The organism is Pseudoduganella dura (assembly GCF_009727155.1).
Taxonomy (GTDB): Bacteria; Pseudomonadota; Gammaproteobacteria; order Burkholderiales; family Burkholderiaceae_D; genus Rugamonas; species Rugamonas dura.
Genome location: NZ_WNWM01000002.1, coordinates 2,145,768 through 2,167,019, shown reverse-complemented (window position 1 = coordinate 2,167,019; position 21,252 = coordinate 2,145,768). Strand labels below are relative to the sequence as shown.

At 64.5% G+C, this 21,252-nt stretch carries 17 protein-coding genes; 12 read left to right on the top strand and 5 right to left on the bottom strand.

The features are described from left to right. Positions 1-76 precede the first annotated feature (76 nt). From GJV26_RS09545 to GJV26_RS09515, 7 genes are all read left to right on the top strand, one after another. On the top strand, positions 77-799 hold the full coding sequence (locus GJV26_RS09545; protein ID WP_155708620.1) for a response regulator: 723 nt from the start codon (positions 77-79) through the stop codon (positions 797-799). Positions 800-981: 182 nt separating this feature from the next. Beyond that, complete coding sequence (locus GJV26_RS30180) at positions 982-1,263, top strand: P-loop NTPase family protein (protein WP_229419238.1); 282 nt, start codon at positions 982-984, stop codon at positions 1,261-1,263. Positions 1,264-1,407: 144 nt separating this feature from the next. After that, on the top strand, positions 1,408-1,665 hold the full coding sequence (locus GJV26_RS09535; protein WP_130186215.1) for a BTH_I0359 family protein: 258 nt from the start codon (positions 1,408-1,410) through the stop codon (positions 1,663-1,665). Between the two features lie 133 nt (positions 1,666-1,798). After that, complete coding sequence (locus GJV26_RS09530; RefSeq protein ID WP_155708619.1) at positions 1,799-2,605, top strand: class II glutamine amidotransferase; 807 nt, start codon at positions 1,799-1,801, stop codon at positions 2,603-2,605. A gap of 27 nt (positions 2,606-2,632) precedes the next feature. Next, positions 2,633-3,940: an EAL and HDOD domain-containing protein gene (locus tag GJV26_RS09525; protein ID WP_155708618.1), complete on the top strand. Its 1,308-nt coding sequence runs from the start codon at positions 2,633-2,635 to the stop codon at positions 3,938-3,940. A gap of 68 nt (positions 3,941-4,008) precedes the next feature. Beyond that, positions 4,009-4,998, top strand: a complete 990-nt coding sequence (locus GJV26_RS09520) for an ABC transporter ATP-binding protein (RefSeq protein WP_155708617.1) — start codon at positions 4,009-4,011, stop codon at positions 4,996-4,998. Between the two features lie 10 nt (positions 4,999-5,008). Beyond that, positions 5,009-6,319 (top strand): ABC transporter permease, encoded by a 1,311-nt coding sequence (locus GJV26_RS09515; protein ID WP_155708616.1) that lies wholly within the window; start codon positions 5,009-5,011, stop codon positions 6,317-6,319. Between the two features lie 117 nt (positions 6,320-6,436). On the opposite strand, the gene GJV26_RS09510 is transcribed toward GJV26_RS09515, so the two are convergent. The 5 genes from GJV26_RS09510 to def all read right to left on the bottom strand — a co-directional run bounded on the left by GJV26_RS09510 (position 6,437) and on the right by def (position 13,184). After that, the gene (locus GJV26_RS09510; RefSeq protein WP_155708615.1) at positions 6,437-6,811 is read right to left on the bottom strand and encodes an SPW repeat protein; all 375 of its coding nucleotides are present in this window, start codon (positions 6,809-6,811) and stop codon (positions 6,437-6,439) included. Between the two features lie 111 nt (positions 6,812-6,922). Beyond that, a complete protein-coding gene (metH, locus tag GJV26_RS09505) occupies positions 6,923-10,687 on the bottom strand; it encodes a methionine synthase (RefSeq protein ID WP_155708614.1) in 3,765 nt (1,254 codons plus the stop codon). A gap of 163 nt (positions 10,688-10,850) precedes the next feature. Then, on the bottom strand, positions 10,851-11,426 hold the full coding sequence (locus GJV26_RS09500; protein ID WP_216643122.1) for a PEP-CTERM sorting domain-containing protein: 576 nt from the start codon (positions 11,424-11,426) through the stop codon (positions 10,851-10,853). Between the two features lie 249 nt (positions 11,427-11,675). After that, positions 11,676-12,632: a methionyl-tRNA formyltransferase gene (gene fmt / locus GJV26_RS09495; protein ID WP_155708612.1), complete on the bottom strand. Its 957-nt coding sequence runs from the start codon at positions 12,630-12,632 to the stop codon at positions 11,676-11,678. 12 nt (positions 12,633-12,644) lie between these two features. Next, positions 12,645-13,184, bottom strand: coding sequence for a peptide deformylase (def, locus tag GJV26_RS09490; protein WP_155708611.1), 540 nt, complete (start codon positions 13,182-13,184; stop codon positions 12,645-12,647). Positions 13,185-13,530: 346 nt separating this feature from the next. Here def and GJV26_RS09485 point away from each other — a divergent pair, with 346 nt between their 5' ends. The 5 genes from GJV26_RS09485 to GJV26_RS09465 all read left to right on the top strand — a co-directional run bounded on the left by GJV26_RS09485 (position 13,531) and on the right by GJV26_RS09465 (position 21,097). Then, the gene (locus tag GJV26_RS09485; RefSeq protein ID WP_155708610.1) at positions 13,531-14,625 is read left to right on the top strand and encodes a LysM peptidoglycan-binding domain-containing protein; all 1,095 of its coding nucleotides are present in this window, start codon (positions 13,531-13,533) and stop codon (positions 14,623-14,625) included. 7 nt (positions 14,626-14,632) lie between these two features. Further along, a complete protein-coding gene (dprA, locus tag GJV26_RS09480) occupies positions 14,633-15,766 on the top strand; it encodes a DNA-processing protein DprA (protein ID WP_189441907.1) in 1,134 nt (377 codons plus the stop codon). Between the two features lie 54 nt (positions 15,767-15,820). Then, positions 15,821-16,285 (top strand): Smg family protein, encoded by a 465-nt coding sequence (locus tag GJV26_RS09475; RefSeq protein ID WP_155708609.1) that lies wholly within the window; start codon positions 15,821-15,823, stop codon positions 16,283-16,285. Positions 16,286-16,603: 318 nt separating this feature from the next. Continuing rightward, positions 16,604-19,270 (top strand): DNA topoisomerase III, encoded by a 2,667-nt coding sequence (locus tag GJV26_RS09470; protein WP_155708608.1) that lies wholly within the window; start codon positions 16,604-16,606, stop codon positions 19,268-19,270. Between the two features lie 240 nt (positions 19,271-19,510). Then, on the top strand, positions 19,511-21,097 hold the full coding sequence (locus GJV26_RS09465) for a methyl-accepting chemotaxis protein (protein WP_155708607.1): 1,587 nt from the start codon (positions 19,511-19,513) through the stop codon (positions 21,095-21,097). The last annotated feature ends 155 nt before the right edge of the window (positions 21,098-21,252 follow it).

Here is a 21,252-nt window from a genome sequence, read left to right as displayed (position 1 = left end):
AAGCCTGAATAAAATCATTGTCAGTACCAGAACAAGGCCGGGCAGCCGGCGAAAAAGAACAGAAGGGCAGGCATAGATGGCAAATATTCTCGTAGTTGATGATGAAATGGGTATCCGCGAGCTTCTCTCGGAAATCCTCGGTGACGAGGGACACGCGGTCACGCTGGCGGAGAACGCGCAACAGGCCCGCCAGGCCCGCGCCGCCGGAGCGCCGGACCTGGTGCTGCTCGATATCTGGATGCCCGATACTGACGGTGTCACGCTGTTGAAGGAATGGCAGCGCGATGGCCTGTTGACGATGCCGGTCATTATGATGTCCGGCCACGCAACGATCGATACGGCGGTCGAGGCCACCCGCATCGGCGCGCTCAATTTCCTCGAAAAGCCGATTGCGATGCAAAAGCTGCTCAAGGCCGTGCAGGCGGGCCTGGCGCGTGGGCAGGAAGTGGCGCGCCCGCCGGTGATGGCGCAGCGCCCGGCCGCCTTGCCGCCGGTCGAGGAAGCGGCGCCACCGAGTTTCGGCGCGCAGCCGGCGCCGCCGCAGGGCGCGCATGGCATCGCCGTGGCGCGCGGCAGCGGCGGCGAAGGCCACATGTTCAGCCTGTCGTTCGACCTGCCGCTGCGCGAGGCGCGCGATGCGTTCGAGCGCATGTACTTCGAACACCACCTGGGGCGCGAGGGCGGCAGCATGACGCGGGTGGCGGAAAAAACCGGCCTGGAACGCACCCACCTTTATCGCAAGCTCAAGCAGCTCGGCGTGGAACCGGGCAAGCTCGCCAAGAAGAACCAGCAAGTCTGAAATTGTCCAGGGTACCTGCCACACTGGTGACCGGCCGGTGCGCGCTCGATCGCGAAACGTCGATCGCTGCGCGCCTGGCCGTCGTCCCGGCGACCTGCGCCGCCCCCGGCGGCCCTTCGTCCGGGATTGCCCCATCGAGCGCTTCCCCGAATGCCGCCTCTCCATCCGCGATACCCGGGCCGGTGGCGGTCATCGTCGAAGGCCTGGCCGACCCGCATTCCCCGCTCGCCGACGTGGCCGGCGTGCAAATGCACCGGATCGCGCCCGGTTGCCTATGTTGCGCCGGGAACGTGGTGTTGCGTGTTACATTGAATCGTCTCTTGCGGCGCCCGCCGGCGCAGCTTTTTATCAGCCTGGCTGATGCCACCCATGTCGGACAGTTGCGCGCGATGTTGTCGGCGCCGCCCTACGATACGCTGCTGTCCCTCTGCGACGATGTCGCGGCACCTGTCAACGCTTCCTGACTTCGCCGGCACGCCTCTTGAAATGGGCTGGCACAGCCCCATTTCGATATCAAACGCTACACTGCAAACGCTATACGAGCTGTACAGAGTGCGAAGCCCACTATACGGAACCTGCCGGTTCTGCCCTTGAGAGAAGGAAGCGATATGAACCTCATCTATAACAGCGAGCAGTACAGCGTCGTCGAATTCGGACCTGATCGCGATCTCGAATCGTTGCGTTTCGGCGGTTATGAAATTGTCGACAAGGGCGGCAAGCGCGAAATCTTCATCGCCGGCGTGCTGGCGCAGAATTTCCGGCGCGACGTCAACCAGCTCATCGCCAACGAACCCACGATGGAGGAAATCGACGAATTCCTCGGCAACTACGATTCGCTGATGAGCCAGCCCGTACTGTTGCACTGACCCTGCTGTACTGACTCTGCCGCGCTGACGGGTTTTATCGCCAGCTGGCAGCTTCGCCGGTCCGCGCTCCCCGATCAACCGGAGGCGCACCTGTGGTAAGGTGACGGTCGGCAAGACCTTACCACGTCATACCATGTGCCAACTCCTGGGAATGAACTGCAATGTGCCGACCGACATTGTGTTCAGCTTTACCGGCTTCGCCCTGCGCGGCGGCCGTACCGATGTCCACCACGATGGCTGGGGCATCGCCTTCTTCGAAGGCGCCGGCGTGCGCCATTTCGTCGATCACCAGCCTGCCGTCGATTCGCCGGTGGCCACGCTGATCAAGACGTATCCGATCAAGTCACGCAACGTCATCGCCCATATCCGCAAGGCCACGCAGGGCGAGGTCTCGCTCGAGAACTGCCATCCGTTCATGCGCGAACTGTGGGGCCGGTATTGGGTGTTTGCCCATAACGGCGACCTGAAGGGGTTCAATCCTCCACTCGACGGTCCCTACCGCCCGGTCGGTACCACCGACAGCGAGCGTGCCTTTTGCTGGCTGTTGCAGGAATTGCGCAGGCGTTTCGGCGACACCCGCCCGGCGCTGGCCGAGATCGCCGCGGCGCTGGGCCGGCTGGTGCCCCATGTCGCCGCCCATGGCACATTCAACATGATGCTGTCCGACGGCTCGGCACTGTTCGCGCATTGCTCCACGAATTTGTTCTGGCTGGTGCGCCAGCACCCGTTCGATACCGCGATCCTGTCGGACGAGGATGTGCGCGTGGACTTTTCCCAGGTGACCACGCCGCACGACCGGGTGGCGATCATCGTCACGCAGCCGCTCACCACCAACGAGCGCTGGACCGCGTGCGCAGCCGGCGAAATGCTGTGTTTTGTGGATGGATTACCTCAGAAAAACATATTTCCACCAACGGCCGCGCCGGGAATGTCAGAATAAACAAAAGAATAGAGAGAACGTTTTCCCATGATCGACCTGTCCGGCACCGCCGACCTTTCCCGCTCCCTGCGCGTGCGCGAGTTCTATCTCGGCCGCCAGCCAATCCTCGACCGCGGCGGCGCGCTGTTCGGCTATGAACTGCTGTTCCGTAACGGGCCGGTCGGGCCGGCGCAAATCGATACCAGTGAATTGTCGGCCACCGCCGCCGTGCTGGCGCACGCGTCGCAGCTGGGGGTGGAAAAGGTGATCGGCGACGGCCTCGGTTTCGTCAACGTCGACGAAGGTGCGCTGATGAGCGACATCTTCGGTTTCCTGCCGCGTGAGAAGATCGTGCTGGAAATCGTCGAGACGCTGCAGGCCACGCCGGCGGTGCTCGCGCGGATGGCGGACCTGGCCGGCCACGGCTTCCAGTTCGCGCTCGACGACGTGCGCGGCGACAGCGCGCAATTGCAGGCAATGCTGCCGATGACGCAGTTCGTCAAGCTGAGCATGCGCGGCCTGGAGCATGGGCGGCAGGACGGCCTGCCACCCGATGCGCTGGCCGCCCTGGCCACGCGCCTGAAGGGCGACGGCAAGCGGCTGGTCGCGGAAAAGGTGGAAACGCGCGAGGAGTTCACGGCATGTCTCGACCTGGGCTTCGATTACTTCCAGGGCTACTACTTCGCCAGGCCGCTCATCATGAGCGGCAAGAAGCTGTCGCCGTCGCAACTGGCGGTGATGGAACTGATGACGCTCGTGGTATCCGATGCCGACAATATCGTGATCGAGCGCGCCATCAAGCGCGACGCGTCGCTGGCGATGAACCTGCTGCGCCTGGTCAACACGCCGGCCGTGGGCGCCCGCCAGCGCATCGATTCGCTGAGCCAGGCCGTGACGATCCTGGGCCGCCGCCAGCTGCAGCGCTGGTTGCAGATCATGCTGTATGCGGAACCCGGCAAGCGGGGCGGCGGGCAAACGCCGCTGCTGATGCTGGCGACCACCCGCGGCCGGCTGCTGGAACTGCTGGCGCACAAGCTGCGTCCGGCGCACCGCCACGTGGCCGATATCGCGTTCACGGTCGGCATCATGTCTCTCATGGACACGCTGTTCTCGATTCCGATGGCCGAACTGCTGATGCAGATCGCCGTCGGCGACGAAGTGGCGGAAGCGCTGCAATACCGCACCGGTTTCTTCGGCGAGCTGCTGAAGCTGGCCGAATGCATCGAGCGCATCGAAGACATGGAAGAGGCCATCATGCCGGCGCTGCGCGACCTCGAAATGTCGACCGATGACCTGGTGGAACTGGAAATGTCCGCGTTCGAGTGGAGCGACAACGTGGTGCGCTACGCGACCTGACCGGTGCGCAACGCTTGACGAACAGACGGCATCGCATGGGCGGTGCCGTTTTCACGTGAGGGAAAGTGATGCGGGTAGCAAGGCAGGAGGCAGGACAGGAAGCAGGGCAGGGAGGGGCGGCGGAGGTACTGCTGGAGGTACGCAACCTGGCCAAGGCCTATGGCGGCCGGCGTGCCGTGGATGGCGCATCGTTCCAGGCGCGGCGCGGCCAGACGGTGGGCTTGCTGGGTCCGAACGGCGCGGGCAAATCGACGATCGTCGGCATCATCGCCGGCATTCTCGATGCCGATGCCGGCGAGGTGCTGGTGGATGGCCGGCCGACCGGTACCGGCCACCATGACACGCGGCGCCGCATCGGCCTGGTGCCGCAGGAGCTGGCGCTGTACGACGACCTGTCCGCCCTCGACAACCTGAAGCTGTTCGGCGCGCTGTACGGACTGAAGGGCGCGGCCCTGGCTGGCCGCTGCGGCGCGGTACTGGCGCTGGTGGGGCTGGCCGACCGCGCGCGCGACAAGCCCGCCACGTTCTCCGGCGGCATGAAGCGGCGCCTGAATATCGCCGCCGCGCTGCTGCACGAGCCGGCGCTGCTGATCCTCGACGAACCCACCGTGGGCATCGACCCGCAAAGCCGCAACGCGATCTTCGACACGCTCGAAGCGCTGCAGCGCGCGGGTACCACGCTCGTCTACACGAGCCACTACATGGAAGAGGTGGAGCGGCTGGCCGATCACATCGTGATCATCGACAATGGCCGGGTGCTGGCGGACGACAGCCCGGCCGCGCTGTATGCGCGACTGCCGGCCCGGGCCGCGCTGCATGTCGAGCTGGCCGGACCGCTGGCCGCCGCGCTGGCCGCCGCGCTGGCGCAGCTGCCGGGTGTCGCCGGCGTGCAGGGCACCGGCGCCGCACTCGACATACGCCTGCAGGACGGCGCGCACGCCATCGCCGTGCTCGACTGGCTGCGCGAACGGGGGCAGGTGCCGGTGCACTTCGCCACCGCGCGTGCGCGTCTCGAGGATGTGTTCCTCGACCTCACCGGCCGCACGCTGCGCGACTGAAGGAACCGCCATGACCGCCATCCTCGCCCTGATCCGCAAGGACCTGAAGCTGTACATCAACGACCGCCGCGCGCTGGCGATCCACCTGCTGGTTCCCGTCATCGTGGCCGCGTTCTTCGGCGCGCTGTTCGGCGGCGGTGGCGGCGGCTCGGGCAGGGGGCAGACCGGCAAGATCGACATCGCCCTGGTGCAGCAGGACAGTTCCGATATCGGCTTGAAAATCGCGGCCGGCCTGAAGGCGGAGCCCAGCCTGCGCGTGCAGGAGCTGACGCTGCAGGAAGCCAGGGCCAGGGTCGCCGCCGGCAAGGTCACCGTTGCCGTCGTGATCCCGGATGGCTTTGGCGGCGCAGCCGGCGGCGCGCTGTTCGGCGCCGGCGAAAAACCCGCGCTGCCGTTGTTCTACGACCCGTCGCAGTCGACCGTGCTGGCGATGGTGAAGGGGTTGTTGACGAAGGAAGTCATGCAGCATGTCAGCGCGGAAATGTTCAACGGCGAAACCGGACGCGCCTTCACGGACAACAGCCTGGCGCAGATCGAAGAGGCCGCCACCAGCGATCCGGAGCAGGCGGCACTGCGCGACATGCTGCACGGCGTGCGTGCCTTCCAGGCGCGGCAGGAGCAGCGGCGGGCAGCGGCCGGCGTGGCGGCGGGTCCGGGGCAGGGCGGCCTGAGCATGCCGTTCGATACCCGCGACGAAGCCGTCAGTTCGGGCCCGGCCTACAACGTGTATGCGCACACGTTCGCCGGCATGGGGGTGCAGTTCATCCTGTTCATGGGAATCGACCTGGGCATCGGGCTGCTGACGGCGCGCCGCACGGGCATCTGGAACCGCCTGCTGGCCGCGCCCGTCACGCAAGGCCAGGTACTGTTGTCACGCATGCTGTCCGGCACGATCATCGCGGCCGGACTGCTGGTGGCGATTTTCGTGTGCGCGGTGGTGCTCTTCGGCGTGGAAATCACCAACCCCCTCGGGTTCGCGTTCGTGACGCTGAGCTTCGCGCTGATGACGGCCACGTTCGGCCTGCTGATCGCCGCGCTGGGCAGAACGCCGGACGCGGCGCGCGGCATCGCCACGTTCGCGACGCTGATGATCGTCATGCTGGGCGGCGCCTGGGTGCCGTCGTTCATTTTCCCGGAGTGGCTGCAGGCGGTCTCGATGGCCATGCCGGCCCGCTGGGCGATCGATGGCCTCGACGCCGTGACATGGCGCGGCCTCGGCCTGGGCGCCGCGCTGCACTGCGCCGCAGTGCAGCTGGGCTTCGCCGCGCTGTTCGGCGCCCTGGCCGCCTGGCGCTTCCGCGCCAGGGCCCTGAACGCCTAACTCGCCGGAGACCGGCGCGGCAAGGAGCGGGGATGGTTCCGGACACCCGTCCGGATGCCCGGAACCGGTCATGCCCTGCCGGCGCCGGATGTGGTTTTCATCCGCGCACCGGCCGGCTCAGGTGGCGGCGCCGGCGCCTGGCAGCTTCCTGTGCAGGTCCGGATCGGTTGCCAGTTCCCATGCCGCCAGGATCGCCACGGCGACACCGACGAGCAGGTTGTTCAGCATGATGCCGCCCTGGCCGTAGTCGGTTTCCAGCACCCACGGCGATACGGCGACCCAGATGCCGAGCGCGAGGTTGACGACCACCGCCCACACGTAGGTCTTGTACAGGTCGAATGCGGCCAGCAGCGCCAGCACGGCGCCGCAGAGCATCGCGTTGATGCCGTGCGGCGAATCGATCGCGTAGGAAAAGATCCACGGCGTAACGAACAGCCATACGCCGAGCAGCAGGATCAATTGATCCTGCCAGCGTTTCAGTAAAGTTGCCATGATGCCTCCCGCCGATTGAAGCATCGGCGCGGCATGCCCGGCGGGCATGCCCGCCGCCTGATGCGTACGGGTTAGATCCGGCAAGCGATATAAAGTTCCCGCGTGGGTTCCTTACAGATTCGGTGCCAGCCAGCTTTCCAGTTGCGCCTTCGGCACGCCACGGCGCGCCACCATGTCTTCCAGCTGGTCGTCGTTGATCTTGCCCACCGTAAAATACTTCGATTGCGGATGGGCGAAGTAGAAGCCTGCCACGGCGGCGCCGGGGAACATCGCGAACGATTCCGTCAGTTCCATGCCGATCTCTTCGGCGGCCGTCACGCGGAACAGGTCGGCCTTCACCGTATGCTCCGGACACGCCGGGTAGCCGGGGGCCGGGCGGATGCCGGCATATTCCTCGCGGATCATCTGTTCGTTGGTCAGCCGCTCGTCCGCCGCATAACCCCACAGGTCCTTGCGCACGCGCTCGTGCAGGTACTCGGCGAATGCCTCGGCCAGGCGGTCGGCCAGGGATTTCAGCATGATCGACGAATAGTCGTCGTGCGCATCCTCGAAGCGCTTTTCGTACTTCTCGATGCCCAGGCCGGCCGTCACGGCGAACATGCCGATGTAATCCTTCACGCCCGATGCCTTCGGCGCGATGAAATCGGCCAGGCACTGGTTCGGCCGCTGCACGCCGTCGATCACCGGTTTCACGCCCTGCTGGCGCAGGCCGTAGTAGGTGAACGCCACTTCGCCGCGGGAGTCGTCGGTATAGACCTCGATGTCGTCGTCGTTGACGCTGTTGGCGGGCAGCAGCGCGACCGTGCCGTTGGCCGTGAGCCAGCGGCCCTCGATGATCCGCTTGAGCAGCGCCTGGCCTTCTTCAAACACCTTGGTGGCGGCCTCGCCCACGACTTCGTCGGTCAGGATCGCCGGGAACGGGCCGGCCAGGTCCCAGGTCTGGAAGAACGGGCCCCAGTCGATGTACTGCGCCAGCAGGGCCAGGTCGACGTTGCGGAACAGGCGGCGGCCGACGAACTTCGGCTTGACCGGCGCGAAGTCGAGCTTTGCCTTGTTGGCGCGGGCCGCGGCCAGCGTCACCGTCGGCAGCGCCTTCTTGTTCGCATGCTGCTCGCGGATGCGGGCGTAATCGGTATCGAGTTCCTGCACGTAGCGGTCGCGCGCTTCAGGCGTGAGCAGCGACTGCGCCACCGACACGGAACGCGAAGCATCCGGCACGTACACCACCGGGCCATCGTAGTTGTGGGCGATCTTCACGGCCGTGTGGGCGCGGCTGGTGGTGGCGCCGCCGATCAGCAGCGGGATCTTCAGCATGCGGAAATGTTCGTCGCGCTGCATTTCCTTGGCCACGTGCGCCATCTCCTCGAGCGACGGCGTGATCAGGCCCGACAAGCCGATGATATCGGCGTTCTCCACCTTGGCGCGCGCCAGGATCTCGGAGGCGGGCACCATCACGCCCATGTTCACCACCTCGAAATTGTTGCATTGCAGGACCACGGAAACGATGTTCTTGCCGATGTCGTGCACGTCGCCCTTCACGGTGGCGATGACGATCTTGCCCTTCGGTTTCGCGACGATGCCGGTGCGCTGTTCCTCGGCCAGCTTTTCTTCCTCGATGTACGGGATCAGGTGGGCCACGGCCTGCTTCATCACGCGCGCCGATTTCACCACCTGCGGCAGGAACATCTTGCCCTGGCCGAACAGGTCGCCGACGATGTTCATGCCATCCATCAGCGGGCCTTCGATCACGTTGATCGGCCGGCCGCCGCTGTCGAGCACCTGCTGGCGCATTTCCTCGGTGTCTTCCGTGATCCACTGCGTGATGCCGTGCACCAGCGCGTGCGCCAGCCGTTTTTCCACCGGCGCGGCGCGCCATTCCAGCGTTGCCGCTTCCTGCTTGCCGCCGGCCTTCAGCGTGCCGGCGATCTCGATCATCCGTTCCGTCGCATCCGGGCGGCGGTTCAGCACCACGTCTTCCACGCGCTCGCGCAGTTCGGCCGGCAGGTCGTCGTACACGCCGACCATGCCCGCGTTGACGATGCCCATCGTCATGCCGGCCTTGATCGCGTGGTACAGGAACACGGTATGGATCGCTTCGCGCGCCGGATCGTTGCCGCGGAACGAGAATGACACGTTCGACACGCCGCCGCTGATCTTCGCGTGCGGCAGGTTGTCCTTGATCCAGCGCGTGGCGTTGATGAAGTCCACCGCGTAGTTGTTGTGCTCCTCGATGCCGGTGGCGACCGCGAAGATGTTCGGGTCGAAGATGATGTCCTCGGGCGGGAAGCCCACTTTCTCGGTCAGCACCTTGTAGGCGCGCTCGCAGATCTCGATCTTGCGCTCGAAGGTATCGGCCTGGCCGGTCTCGTCGAACGCCATCACGATGACGGCGGCGCCGTAGCTGCGGCACAGCCGCGCCTGGCGGATGAATTCCGCCTCGCCTTCCTTCATCGAGATCGAGTTGACGATCGACTTGCCCTGCACGCACTTCAGGCCGGCCTCGATGACGGACCACTTCGACGAGTCGATCATGATCGGCACGCGCGAGATGTCCGGCTCCGAGGCGATCAGGTTCAGGAAGCGCGTCATCGCCGCCAGCGAGTCGAGCATCGCCTCGTCCATGTTGATGTCGATGACCTGGGCGCCGTTCTCGACCTGCTGCCGCGCGACCGACAGCGCTTCGTCGTATTGCTCGTTCAGGATCATGCGCGCGAACGCCTTCGAACCGGTGACGTTGGTGCGCTCGCCCACGTTGACGAACAGCGAGTCGTCGTCGATCGTGAACGGCTCCAGGCCGGACAGGCGCTGCGCCACGGGAATGCGCGGCGCGGTGCGCGGCGGCATGTCCTTCAGCAGGTCGACGATGGCGGCGATGTGGTCGGGCGTGGTGCCGCAGCAGCCGCCGGCCATGTTGATGAAGCCGGCATCGGCGAACTCGCGCAGCAGTGCCGACGTGTCGGCCGGCAGCTCGTCGAAGCCGGTGTCGCTCATCGGATTGGGCAGGCCGGCATTCGGGTAGATGCACACGAACGTATCGGCGATCTGCGACAGCTCTTCCGCGTACGGGCGCATCAGCGCGGCGCCGAGTGCGCAGTTCAGGCCGATCGTGACGGGCCGGGCATGGCGCACCGAGTTCCAGAACGCCGGCACGGTCTGGCCGGACAGGATGCGGCCCGAGGCATCGGTGACGGTACCGGAGATCATCAGCGGCAGGCGCTCGCGCTCGGGATGGGCCTCGAAATACTGGTCGATCGCAAACAGCGCCGCCTTGCAGTTCAGCGTGTCGAAGATGGTTTCCACCAGCACCACGTCGATGCCGCCTTCGACCAGCGCGCCGAGCTGCTCGTAATACGACGTCACCAGCTGGTCGAACGTCACGTTGCGGGCCGCCGGGTCGTTGACGTCCGGCGAGATCGACGCGGTCTTCGGCGTCGGGCCCAGCGCGCCGGCCACGAAACGCGGCTTGTCCGGCGTGCTGTACTTGTCCACGGCCGCGCGGGCCAGCTTCGCCGCCTGCAGGTTCATCTCGCGAACGAGATGCGCCATGTGGTAGTCGTCCTGCGCGATGCCGGTCGCGCCGAACGTGTTCGTTTCGATCAGGTCCGCGCCGGCCGCCAGGTAGCGCTCGTGGATTTCCTGGATCACGTGCGGCTGCGTGAGGTTCAGCAGTTCGTTGTTCCCCTTCACGAACAGTTCGCGCGCGCCGCTGCCGGCCGGCGCGGCGAAGTCGGCGAAGCGCTCGCCGCGATATGCCGCTTCATCGAGCTTGTATTGCTGGATGATCGTGCCCATCGCGCCATCGAGGAACATGATGCGGCGCGACAGGATGTCGCGCAGTTGCGCTTCGGTCTGGGAGGCGGGACGGTTCTGGTTCATGGCTGTGGTTCGGGAACTGGAAGGGGGTACAGATTATACGGTAAAGCGCGATTTCCACCCGGCCGGAGGGCGGCCGGCCTGGCGCGCGGCGACAAAATGAAACAGCCACCGGGCCGGAAGGCCGGGTGGCTGTTTTATTTTGGTATGAAATTGCGGAGGCGGATCAGCGATTGCGGCGCCGGCGCAGCGTCGCGCCCGATACGACGAGCAGTCCTGCCGCCAGCATGGCCCAGGTGCCCGGTTCAGGCACGGCGGGAAGCGGATTCGCGGCAGTGCCGTCCGTGATCGAAAACTGCGTGTCGTCGGTCCAGTAGTAATCCTTCCGCGATTCCGACGAACCGGTATAACGGTATTCCCATTCGCTCTTGCCGGTCTGGTAGAAATGCGCGCCGCCGCGATAACCTTCCGGGTCGCTGCTGGTCGTGCCGGCGATAAAGTGCAGCTTGCCGCCGAGCTGGTAGCTGAAAGCCTCGGTGCCGCAGGAAAAATACGGGCTGCCGCCGGCGCCGCAGGTCATGTAATCGACCCCGGCAATGATCAGCGAACTGATTTCCGCCTTGTCGATCGTACCATTGCTGTCTGCATCGTATCCGGAAAAGGTTCCCGATAGTTCGCGATCGCCGAGGAACCCGACATAGTCCTCGTAAAATCCGGTGTAGGTGAAAGTCCAGGTGCTTGGCGCAGCGCTTGCTGCGAAGCTGGCTGCCAATAACCCGGCAAAGGCGACAGACTTGAACATGATACTTCTCAATAAAGTGGAATCGAGTAAGTATATTAGCTGGCCATGCGTTGCTTTGAAACAAATAAAGCGTGCTTTTGTGCGGATACAACGATGGCCTGATAAAACAGTTATGCCCATTCGTTCGCATGAATGCATGGCAGGCGATTTAAAACATTTTATTAAATTACCGATAGGAAAATAAAATGTTCAATGTGAATTGTTGACGAGGACGGCAGCCGGTGCCTCGCCAATCCGCCAACGCCGGCTTCAGGCGAAACGCAGGCCTTCGAGCGCGAAGCCCTTGATGAACTCCGCGGCCGGCAGGCGCTTGCCGCCCGGCTTTTGCAGTTCCGTCAGGCGCAGGGCGCCCTGGCCGCACGCCACCACGATGCCAAGCTGCGCATCGGCGGCCAGCACCTGCCCGGCCGGAGAGTTGCTGCCCTCGTCCAGCAATTCGGCGCCCCACAGCTTGATGACGGTGCCGTTCACCAGGGCATGCGCGCCGGGGAACGGGTTGAATGCACGGATCTTGCGGCCGACATCGCGCGCCGGTTGCGTGAAGTCCAGCGCCGCCTCGTCCTTGGCGATCTTGGTGGCATAGGTGACGCCGGCCTCGGGCTGCGGTACCGCCTCGATCACGTCGTGCTCCATCTTGCGCAGCACCTTGACCACCATTTGCGCGCCCATCGATGCCAGCCGGTCGTGCAGCGTGGCGGTCGTATCCTGCGGGCCGATCGGCGTGCGCTCGATCAGCAGCATCGGGCCGGTGTCGAGTCCTTCTTCCATCTGCATGATGGTGACGCCCGTTTCATGGTCGCCGGCCTCGATCGCGCGGTGGATCGGCGCGGCACCGCGCCAGCGCGGCAGCAGCGAACCGTGAATATTGATGCAGGGCTTGATATCGAGCGTGCTGCGCGGCAGGATCAGGCCATAGGCGGCCACCACCATCGCATCGTAATCCGTGGCAAGCAGGCGTTCGTGTGCTTCCCGCGCTTCCTGCGCGCGCTGCGGATCCCTGGCATCCATCCGCAGCGACAGCGGCTGCGCCACGGGAATGCCATGCGCGACCGCGTATTGTTTCACGGCCGAGGGCTGCAGGTGCAGGCCGCGGCCGGCCGGGCGGTCCGGCTGGGTCAGCACCAGCGGGATCTCGAAGCCCGCCGCATGGATGGCCCGCAGCGCCACGGCTGCGAACTCGGGAGTACCGGCAAAGACGACCTTCATCGGGCGCCCGTATCAGCGGCGGCCGGCCGCGCGCAACTGGCGCTCGCGTTCGATGCCGCGCTCTTCCTTCTGCAGCTTGGTCTTGATGCGGTTGCGCTTGAGCGGCGACAGGTACTCGACGAACACCTTGCCCAGCAGGTGGTCCATCTCGTGCTGGATGCACACGGCCAGCAGGCCATCCGCATCCACCTCGAAGAACTCGCCTTTCTCGTTCTGTGCGCGCACCTTCACTTTCGCCGGGCGCTCCACATCGTCGTAAACGCCGGGTACCGACAGGCAGCCTTCATCGTAGACCTGCTTCTCGTCGCTGGCCCACAGCACTTCGGGATTGATGAAGACGGTCAGCTGGTCCTTCGTCTCGCTGATGTCGATGACGATGACCTGCTCGTGCACGTCCACCTGCGTGGCGGCCAGGCCGATGCCGGGTGCGTCATACATCGTCTCGGCCATGTCGGCAACCAGACGGGCAATTCGCTCGTCGAACTCGGTGACTGGCTTGGCGACCTTGTGCAGGCGCGGATCGGGAAAACGGAGGATGTTCAGTTTCGACATTGGTGATCTGATAAAAGAGGGGCGGGTAAGGTAAGAATCGTAAGAATCGTAAAAGTCGGAGTGGCAACCGGCGCGTGAATCGATGCAAGGAATGCGTGGACTGAATGATTCCAAAGTGATTCGAAATCTCCTGCCTCGCAAAAAAGCAACGCCTGAACGACGGCCCGGCACGCATCACGGCAGCGTTTGGCTTGTCAGTTCAGGGTAAGTTGGGCAGAATTGATTCTGTTCGGCAACTTCTCGGCGGGGTTGGTATTACTTCAGCAAGCAACATGGAAGTAATGCAAGCAATCGCAGAGAAGCAATAACCGGGAGCTTTCTCGAGCCGAATTAACGGACATATTCAATGAAAAATTTTAGCACAGTCGGCGTGCGCCTGTTGATCGCAGCCGTGTTTTCCGGTGCCACCGCGGTGTCCGCCGGGGCACAGAACACCCGCTGCGAATTCCGGCCGAACGCGCCGGACCAGCATACCGTGGCCCGCGGCGATACGTTGTGGGACATCGCTGGCACGTTCCTGCAAAAGCCGTGGTGCTGGCCGCAGGTATGGGGCATGAACCGTGCCGAGATCGCCGATCCGCACTGGATTTATCCTGGCCAGGTCATCTGGTTCGACCGCGTGGCCGGGCGCCTGCGGCTGGGCAGCAAACTGGGGAATGCCGAGCCCGGCACTGTGAAACTGGCGCCGCGGGTGCGTACCGAAGGCCTGGGCAAGGATGCCGTTCCGGCCATTCCACCCGGTGCGATCGAGCCGTTCCTGTCGCAGCCGCTGATCGTCGAGGCCGATGAGCTGAAGCACGCGCCGCGCATCGTCGCCACGGCCGGCAACCGGGTCTTCCTCGGCAAGGACGACAAGGCCTATGTGCGGGGCGACCTGAAGGGGGCCACGTCGTTCCAGGCATTTCGGCCCGGCAAGCCGCTGCGCGACCCGGTCACGCGGGCGGTGGTGGGCCAGGAGGCGCATTACCTGGGCACGCTGGCATTGCAGAAGGAAGCCGCGCCTGGTACGGACGTGCACACATTCATCGTCACCGGCGCGAAGGAGGAGATGGGTGTTGGCGACCAGTTGATGCGCACCGAGCCGGTGCCGATGCAGAATTATGTGCCGCACCCGCCGGCGGCGCAGGTGGATGCGCGCGTGCTGGCCATCTACGATGGCGTCGTGCATGCCGGGCAAAACCATGTGGTGTCGATCAATCGCGGCAAGCTTGACGGGCTCGACGTCGGCTCCGTGCTCCAGCTGTACCATGTCGGGCAGACGGTAACCGACAAGTCGGCCGACAAGGGCTGGCACAATCTCGGCAATCCGCAGGTCAAGCTGCCGGACGAACAGGTCGGTACCTTGTTTATCTTCCGCGTGTTCAGCCATGTTTCCTATGGCCTGATCATGCAGGTGACGGAACCGGTCGTGGTGGGCGACGTCGCCAGAACTCCGGAGTGACCCCGCCGTGCAGGACACGGAATCCCTCTTCTCATGCGGCAGCGCCGATGGCAGCGATGCGCTGCTGCCATGGCTGCGCCTGGCGCAGATGCCGGGCCTGCCGCGCCACCTGTCGGCCCGGCTGGTGCGCGAGCATGGCACGCCGCATGCCGTGATCGACGCGGCGCGTCAGGGCGTTCTCGACAACCCGTTCGGCGAGTTGCCGCTGGCCGCCATTGCCGCGCCGTTCTCGCCGCGGCTGCGCGCGCTGGCCGAGGCCACGCTGCACTGGGCCGCGCAGCCGGGCAATCATTTGCTGATGCTGAACGATGCCGCCTATCCACCGCAGCTGAAAGAGATTGCCGATCCACCAGTGCTGTTGCATGCCCAGGGCGACGTGTCGCTCCTGTATTGCAAGGCAATCGGCATTGTCGGCAGCCGCAAGGCAACGGTACAAGGCATGGCCAATGCAAGCCGCTTTGCACGGGCCTTGTCGGAGGCGGGCATCACGATCGTCTCGGGCCTCGCGCTCGGCATCGACGCGGCCGCGCACCAGGGCGGCCTGTGCGGCGATGGTTCCACCGTGGCCGTCGTCGGCACCGGCATCGACGTGATCTATCCGGCATCGAATGCCCCGCTGGCCGCGCGTATCCGCGAAGCCGGTTGCCTGCTCAGCGAATTCGTGCTGGGCACACCGGCGCGCAAGTATTATTTTCCGATCCGCAATCGCATCATCAGCGGCTTGTCGTGCGGCGTGCTCGTGGTGGAGGCAACGGAAAAATCGGGCTCGCTGATCACGGCGCGCCTTGCCAACGAGCAGGGGCGAGACGTGTTCGCGATTCCCGGATCGATCCATTCCGCGCTGGCGAAAGGTTGCCACCAGTTGATACGCGATGGCGCCAGGCTGGTCGACTCCGAGCACGATATTCTCGACGCGTTCGGCATGCGCCGCGGGCGCTGCGAATCGTCGATGCTGGAAGAATTGACCGGTGCGGCGGACGTGTTGCTAACGGCATTGACGTACGATCCGGTACCCGCCGATGAACTTGCACAAAGGTTGAAACTCGATCCCGCTGACACACAGGCAAGTTTGCTTGCATTAGAGTTAGCAGGTGTTGTGGAACGGCTGCCGGGTGGTGCGTTTCAGCGCCTCAAAAGGTAGAAAGCAAGGGTGCGGGTCTTGTGCCGCGCCGATTTATGCTGATAGAGTAGCGCCATGTTCGACATCCTTGTTTATCTCTACGAGACCTATTATCGCCCCGATGCGTGCCCCGAACCGGCTGCGTTGGCGAAGAAGCTTTCCGCTGTCGGTTTCGACGACGTGGAGATTTCCGAGGCGCTGGTATGGCTTAACGACCTGACCGAAATCGCCGGTGCCGAAGAGGCATCGACTTCGGCGTCGACAGGCACGCGTTTCTATGTCGAACGCGAACACGATGCCCTGGGCACGCAAGCCATCGGCTTCATCGCGTTCCTGGAAAGCGCGCGCGTGCTGTCGCCGCTGCAGCGCGAGATCGTCATCGAACGCGCGCTGGCGCTCGAGGAATCGCCCGTCAACCTGGGCAAGCTGAAGATCATCGTGCTGATGCTGCTGTGGAGCCAGGGCAAGGAGCCGGACGCGCTGATGTTCGACGACCTGTTCGGTTCGGACGAAGAGCAGGCGCCTCGTCTCCTGCACTGAAGCGCCGCAGCGCGGCTCGCCCGACCGGCAACATTCGGGCATCGATATTCGAGCAGCACCATTCGAGCCGCATCATCTGATCAGTAACGCGCAGTACCCGCCCGGCCGCATTTGCGGCCGGATTGCATTGGTGCGCATGCTTGCTGTTTTGCCGTGGTCGCGCTTATGATTGGCCCCTTGACAATAATGGCGGGGGCGAAAAACTCGGCACGAAGCACGATGCCCATGTATCATGCGCCTGCCATACCCCGACAGACCGCCGACGCGCCGCGCGCGAGGCCAGGCCCGTCGCAGCAACCGAAACCGAGAACAACAATCATGAGCAAAACCCTCATCATTGCCGAGAAGCCTTCTGTCGCGAACGACATCGCGAAGTCGCTTGGCGGCTTTACCAAGCACGATGAGTATTTCGAATCCGACGAATACGTGCTGTCTTCGGCCGTTGGCCACCTGCTGGAAATCGCGGTGCCGGAAGAGTACGACGTCAAGCGCGGCAAGTGGAGCTTCACGCACCTGCCGATGATTCCGCCGTATTTCGCCCTGAATCCGATCGCCAAGACGGAAAGCCGGCTCAAGGTCTTGAACAAGCTGATCAAGCGCAAGGACGTCACGGCCCTGATCAACGCATGCGACGCGGGCCGCGAAGGTGAACTGATCTTCCGCCTGATCGCACAGAACGCGAAAGCCAAGCAGCCGGTCAAGCGCCTGTGGCTGCAGTCAATGACCCCCAACGCGATCCGCGATGGTTTTGCGCACCTGCGCAGCGACGAAGAGATGCTGCCGCTGGCCGATGCCGCGCGCTGCCGTTCCGAGGCCGACTGGCTGATCGGCATCAATGGCACCCGCGCGATGACGGCCTTCAACTCGAAGGAGGGCGGCTTCTACCTGACCACCGTTGGCCGTGTGCAAACGCCCACGCTGTCGATCGTGGTCGAGCGCGACGAGAAGATCAAGAAATTCGTGCCGCGCGATTACTGGGAAGTGCGCGCCGAATTCGTGTGCGCCGCCGGCGTGTACGAAGGCCGCTGGCTCGACACCGGTTTCAAGAAGGACGAGAACGATCCCGAGAAGCGCGCCGAGCGCCTGTGGAGCCGTGCCGCCGCCGATTCGATCGCGCTGGCCTGCAAGGGCAAGCAGGGCAACGTCACCGAGGAATCCAAGCCGACCACGTCGATGGCGCCCGCGCTGTTCGACCTGACCAGCTTGCAGCGCGAAGCCAACGGCCGCTTCGGTTTCTCGGCCAAGAACACGCTGGGCCTGGCCCAGGCGCTGTATGAGAAGCACAAGGTGCTGACGTATCCGCGTACCGATTCGCGCCACCTGCCGGAAGACTACCTGCCGACCGTGAAGTCGACGCTGGAAGTGGTCAAGCAAAACCCGAACTACCACCAGTTCGCCAAGCAGATCCTGGACAAGGGCTGGGTCAAGCCGAACAAGCGCATCTTCGACAACACCAAGATCTCGGATCACTTCGCGATCATCCCCACCGGCATCGCGCCGAAAGGCTTGTCGGAACCGGAACAGAAACTGTACGACCTGGTCACGCGCCGCTTCATGGCCGTGTTCTTCCCGGCCGCCGAATTCCAGGTGACCACGCGCTTTACCGAAGTCTCCGGCCACCAGTTCAAGACCGAAGGCAAGGTGATGACGAACGCCGGCTGGCTGGCGGTGTACGGCAAGGACACGACCGGCGACGACAAGGAAGGCGGCGGCAACCTGGTGCCCGTGGCGAAGGGCGAGAAGGTTCATACCGACAAGGTCAACGCGAACGCCCTGGTGACGAAACCGCCCGCGCGCTACACGGAAGCGACGCTGCTGTCCGCGATGGAAGGTGCCGGCAAGCTGGTCGACTCGGACGAGTTGCGTGACGCGATGGCCGGCAAGGGCCTCGGCACGCCGGCCACGCGCGCCGCGATCATCGAGGGCCTGCTGACGGAAAAGTACCTGATCCGCGAAGGCCGCGAACTGATGTCCACCGCCAAGGCGTCGCAGCTGATGACGCTGCTGCGCGGCCTCGGCGTCAACGAACTGACCGCCCCGGAACTGACCGGCGAGTGGGAACACAAGCTGTCGCAGATGGAGAAGGGCCGCATCTCGCGCGAGGAGTTCATGCGCGAAATCGCGCAGATGACGCAGATTATCGTCAAGCGTGCCAAGGAATACGACAACGACACGATCCCGGGCGAGTACGCGACATTGAGCACGCCTTGCCCGAACTGCAGTGGCGTGGTCAAGGAAAACTACCGCCGCTTCGCCTGTACCAAATGCGAATTTTCGATGGGCAAGACGCCGGGCAGCCGGCAGTTCGAGATCGCCGAGGTGGAAGAGCTGCTGAAGAACCGCACGATCGGGCCGCTGCAGGGCTTCCGCTCGAAGATGGGCCGGCCGTTCGCGGCGATCCTGCGCATCGTGCGCGACGAGGACATCAACAACTTCAAGCTCGAATTCGACTTCGGCCAGAACGACGAAGAGGGCGAGGATGGCGAAGGCGTCGACTTTACCGGCCAGACCGCGCTCGGCCCATGCCCGAAATGCGCCGGCGGCGTGTACGAAATGGGCCTGGCCTATGTGTGCGAACACAGCGTGGCCAAACCGAAGACGTGCGACTTCCGCAGCGGCCGCATCATCCTGCAGCAGGAAATCCTGCCGGAGCAGATGGCCAAGCTGCTCAACGAAGGCAAGACCGACCTGCTGCCGGGCTTCGTATCGCAGCGCACGCGGCGCCCGTTCAAGGCCTTCCTCGCGCGCGGCAAGGATGGCAAGATCAGCTTTGAATTCGAGCCACGCAAGGAAAAGCCGGCCGCCAAGGGCAAGGCCGCCGCCGCGCCGGAAGGCGCCGAAGGTGCTGTCGATGAAGCCGCACCGGTGAAGAAGCCGGCGGCGAAGAAGGCTGCAGCGACGAAAACGACCGCCGCAAAGAAAGCGCCGGCCAAGAAGGCACCGGCGAAGAAGGCTGCTGCAAAGAAAGCCGTCGCCACCGAGTAACTCTGCAACAGCCGAAAAACGGGGCCCTGGGTGGCCCCGTTTTTTTTGACGGTCGCGCCGGTGTTGATAGTGGTCATCGAAACAACGGTGTGGCGGCGTCATCCAAGAATCGCTTGAGGCCTTTGATTACCGGTATGGCCGGCGCGCGACAGCCCGGAATAAATTGCTTTGTGGCAAATTACTCCTGTGCTAGACTGCCGTTTTTTCAGGCAACCTTCCGCGCCCGCCGCGCCCTTCCTCATGAAAAACCTGACCATCGGCACCCGCCTTGCCGCGGGCTTCGCTCTCGTGCTGGCCCTGATGACCCTGATGACCGCGTTCGGCATCTACCACATGCAGGCCGTTGCCGAGGCAACGCAGGACATGATGCGCGAACCGCTGGCCAAGGAGCGGCTGGTGGGCGACTGGTACCGCCTGATTCACACCAGCGTGCGCCGCACGTCGGCAATCTCGAAGAGTTCGGACAGTTCGCTGGCCGCGTTCTTCGCGGAAGACACTGCCAATTCGACGCGCACGGTCAACGAACTGCAAAAGCAGGTCGAGGCGCTACTGGCGACGCCGGCGGAAAAACAGGTGTTCGGCGATATCGGCGCCGCCCGCAAGCGTTACGTGGCCTCACGCGACGACATCGTGGCACTGAAGAAAGAGGGCAAGCTCGAGGAGGCGAACGCCGTGCTGATGGGGCGTTTCCAGCCTGATGGCCAGGCTTACCTGGCGGCGCTCGAAGCGCTGCTCGAGCTGCAACGCAAGGCGATCGACACGGAAGCGGCACGCATCGACCACCTGTTCCAGGGCAACCGCCGGTTCCTGATTGCCTGTGGCGCGGCGGTGCTGGCGCTGGGGGCGTTCTGTTCGTGGTGGCTGACCCGCGGCATCGTGGTGCCGCTGACCCGGGCAGTGGAAATCGCCTGCAGCGTTGCCGACAACGATCTGCGCAGCGAAATCGTGGTGACGTCGAACGACGAGACGGGCCGCCTGCTGAGCGCGCTGAAAACGATGAACGAAGGCCTGGCCCATATTGTCGGCCAGGTGCGCAGCGGTACCGAACACATGACGAGCGCATCGAGCCAGATCGCAGCCGGCAACATGGACCTGTCGGCACGCACCGAGCAGCAGGCCGGCGCGCTGGAAGAAACGGCATCGTCGATGGAAGAGCTGACCTCGACGGTGCGCCAGAACGCGGACAATGCGCGCCAGGCGAACCAGCTGGCCGCCAGCGCATCGGAAGTCGCGGTGCGCGGCGGCGCCGTGGTCGGCGAGGTGGTGCAGACCATGGAATCGATCAACGCGTCGGCGAAAAAGATCGTCGACATCATCTCGGTCATCGACGGCATTGCGTTCCAGACCAATATCCTGGCGCTGAACGCGGCAGTGGAAGCGGCCCGGGCCGGCGAGCAGGGACGCGGCTTCGCCGTCGTGGCCGGCGAAGTGCGCAACCTCGCGCAGCGCTCGGCCGCCGCGGCCCGGGAAATCAAGGCGCTGATCGGCGATTCGGTCGGCAAGGTGGATGCGGGCAGCAGGCTGGTCGAGCAGGCCGGCGCCACGATGGCGGAGGTGGTGCAGAGCATCCAGCGCGTGACCTGCATCATGGGCGAGATCACCACCGCGAGCGTGGAACAGAGCGCCGGCATCGAGCAGGTGAACCATGCCATCGCGGACATGGACGGCGTGACGCAGCAGAACGCCGCGCTGGTCGAGGAAGCAGCCGCCGCCGCCGCATCGATGCGGCAGCAGGCAGAGGCATTGGCGGCTGTGGTGGCGGTGTTCAAGGTGGATGGGGCGATGACGCCGGATACGCCGCGGGCGGCGTTGCGGCTGGCGGCTTGAGGCCAGCACGCCGACAAGGCATGCATTTACCCCAAGTCGAAGTACCGGGGTCAGACCCGGCGGGTCCGACCCCGGCATCTGCCATTGGGGTAAAGGGGCGCCGCGCTTTCAGGCACTAACGCCCCGCATTGCGAGGCGCTTCTGATCGTGCCCAT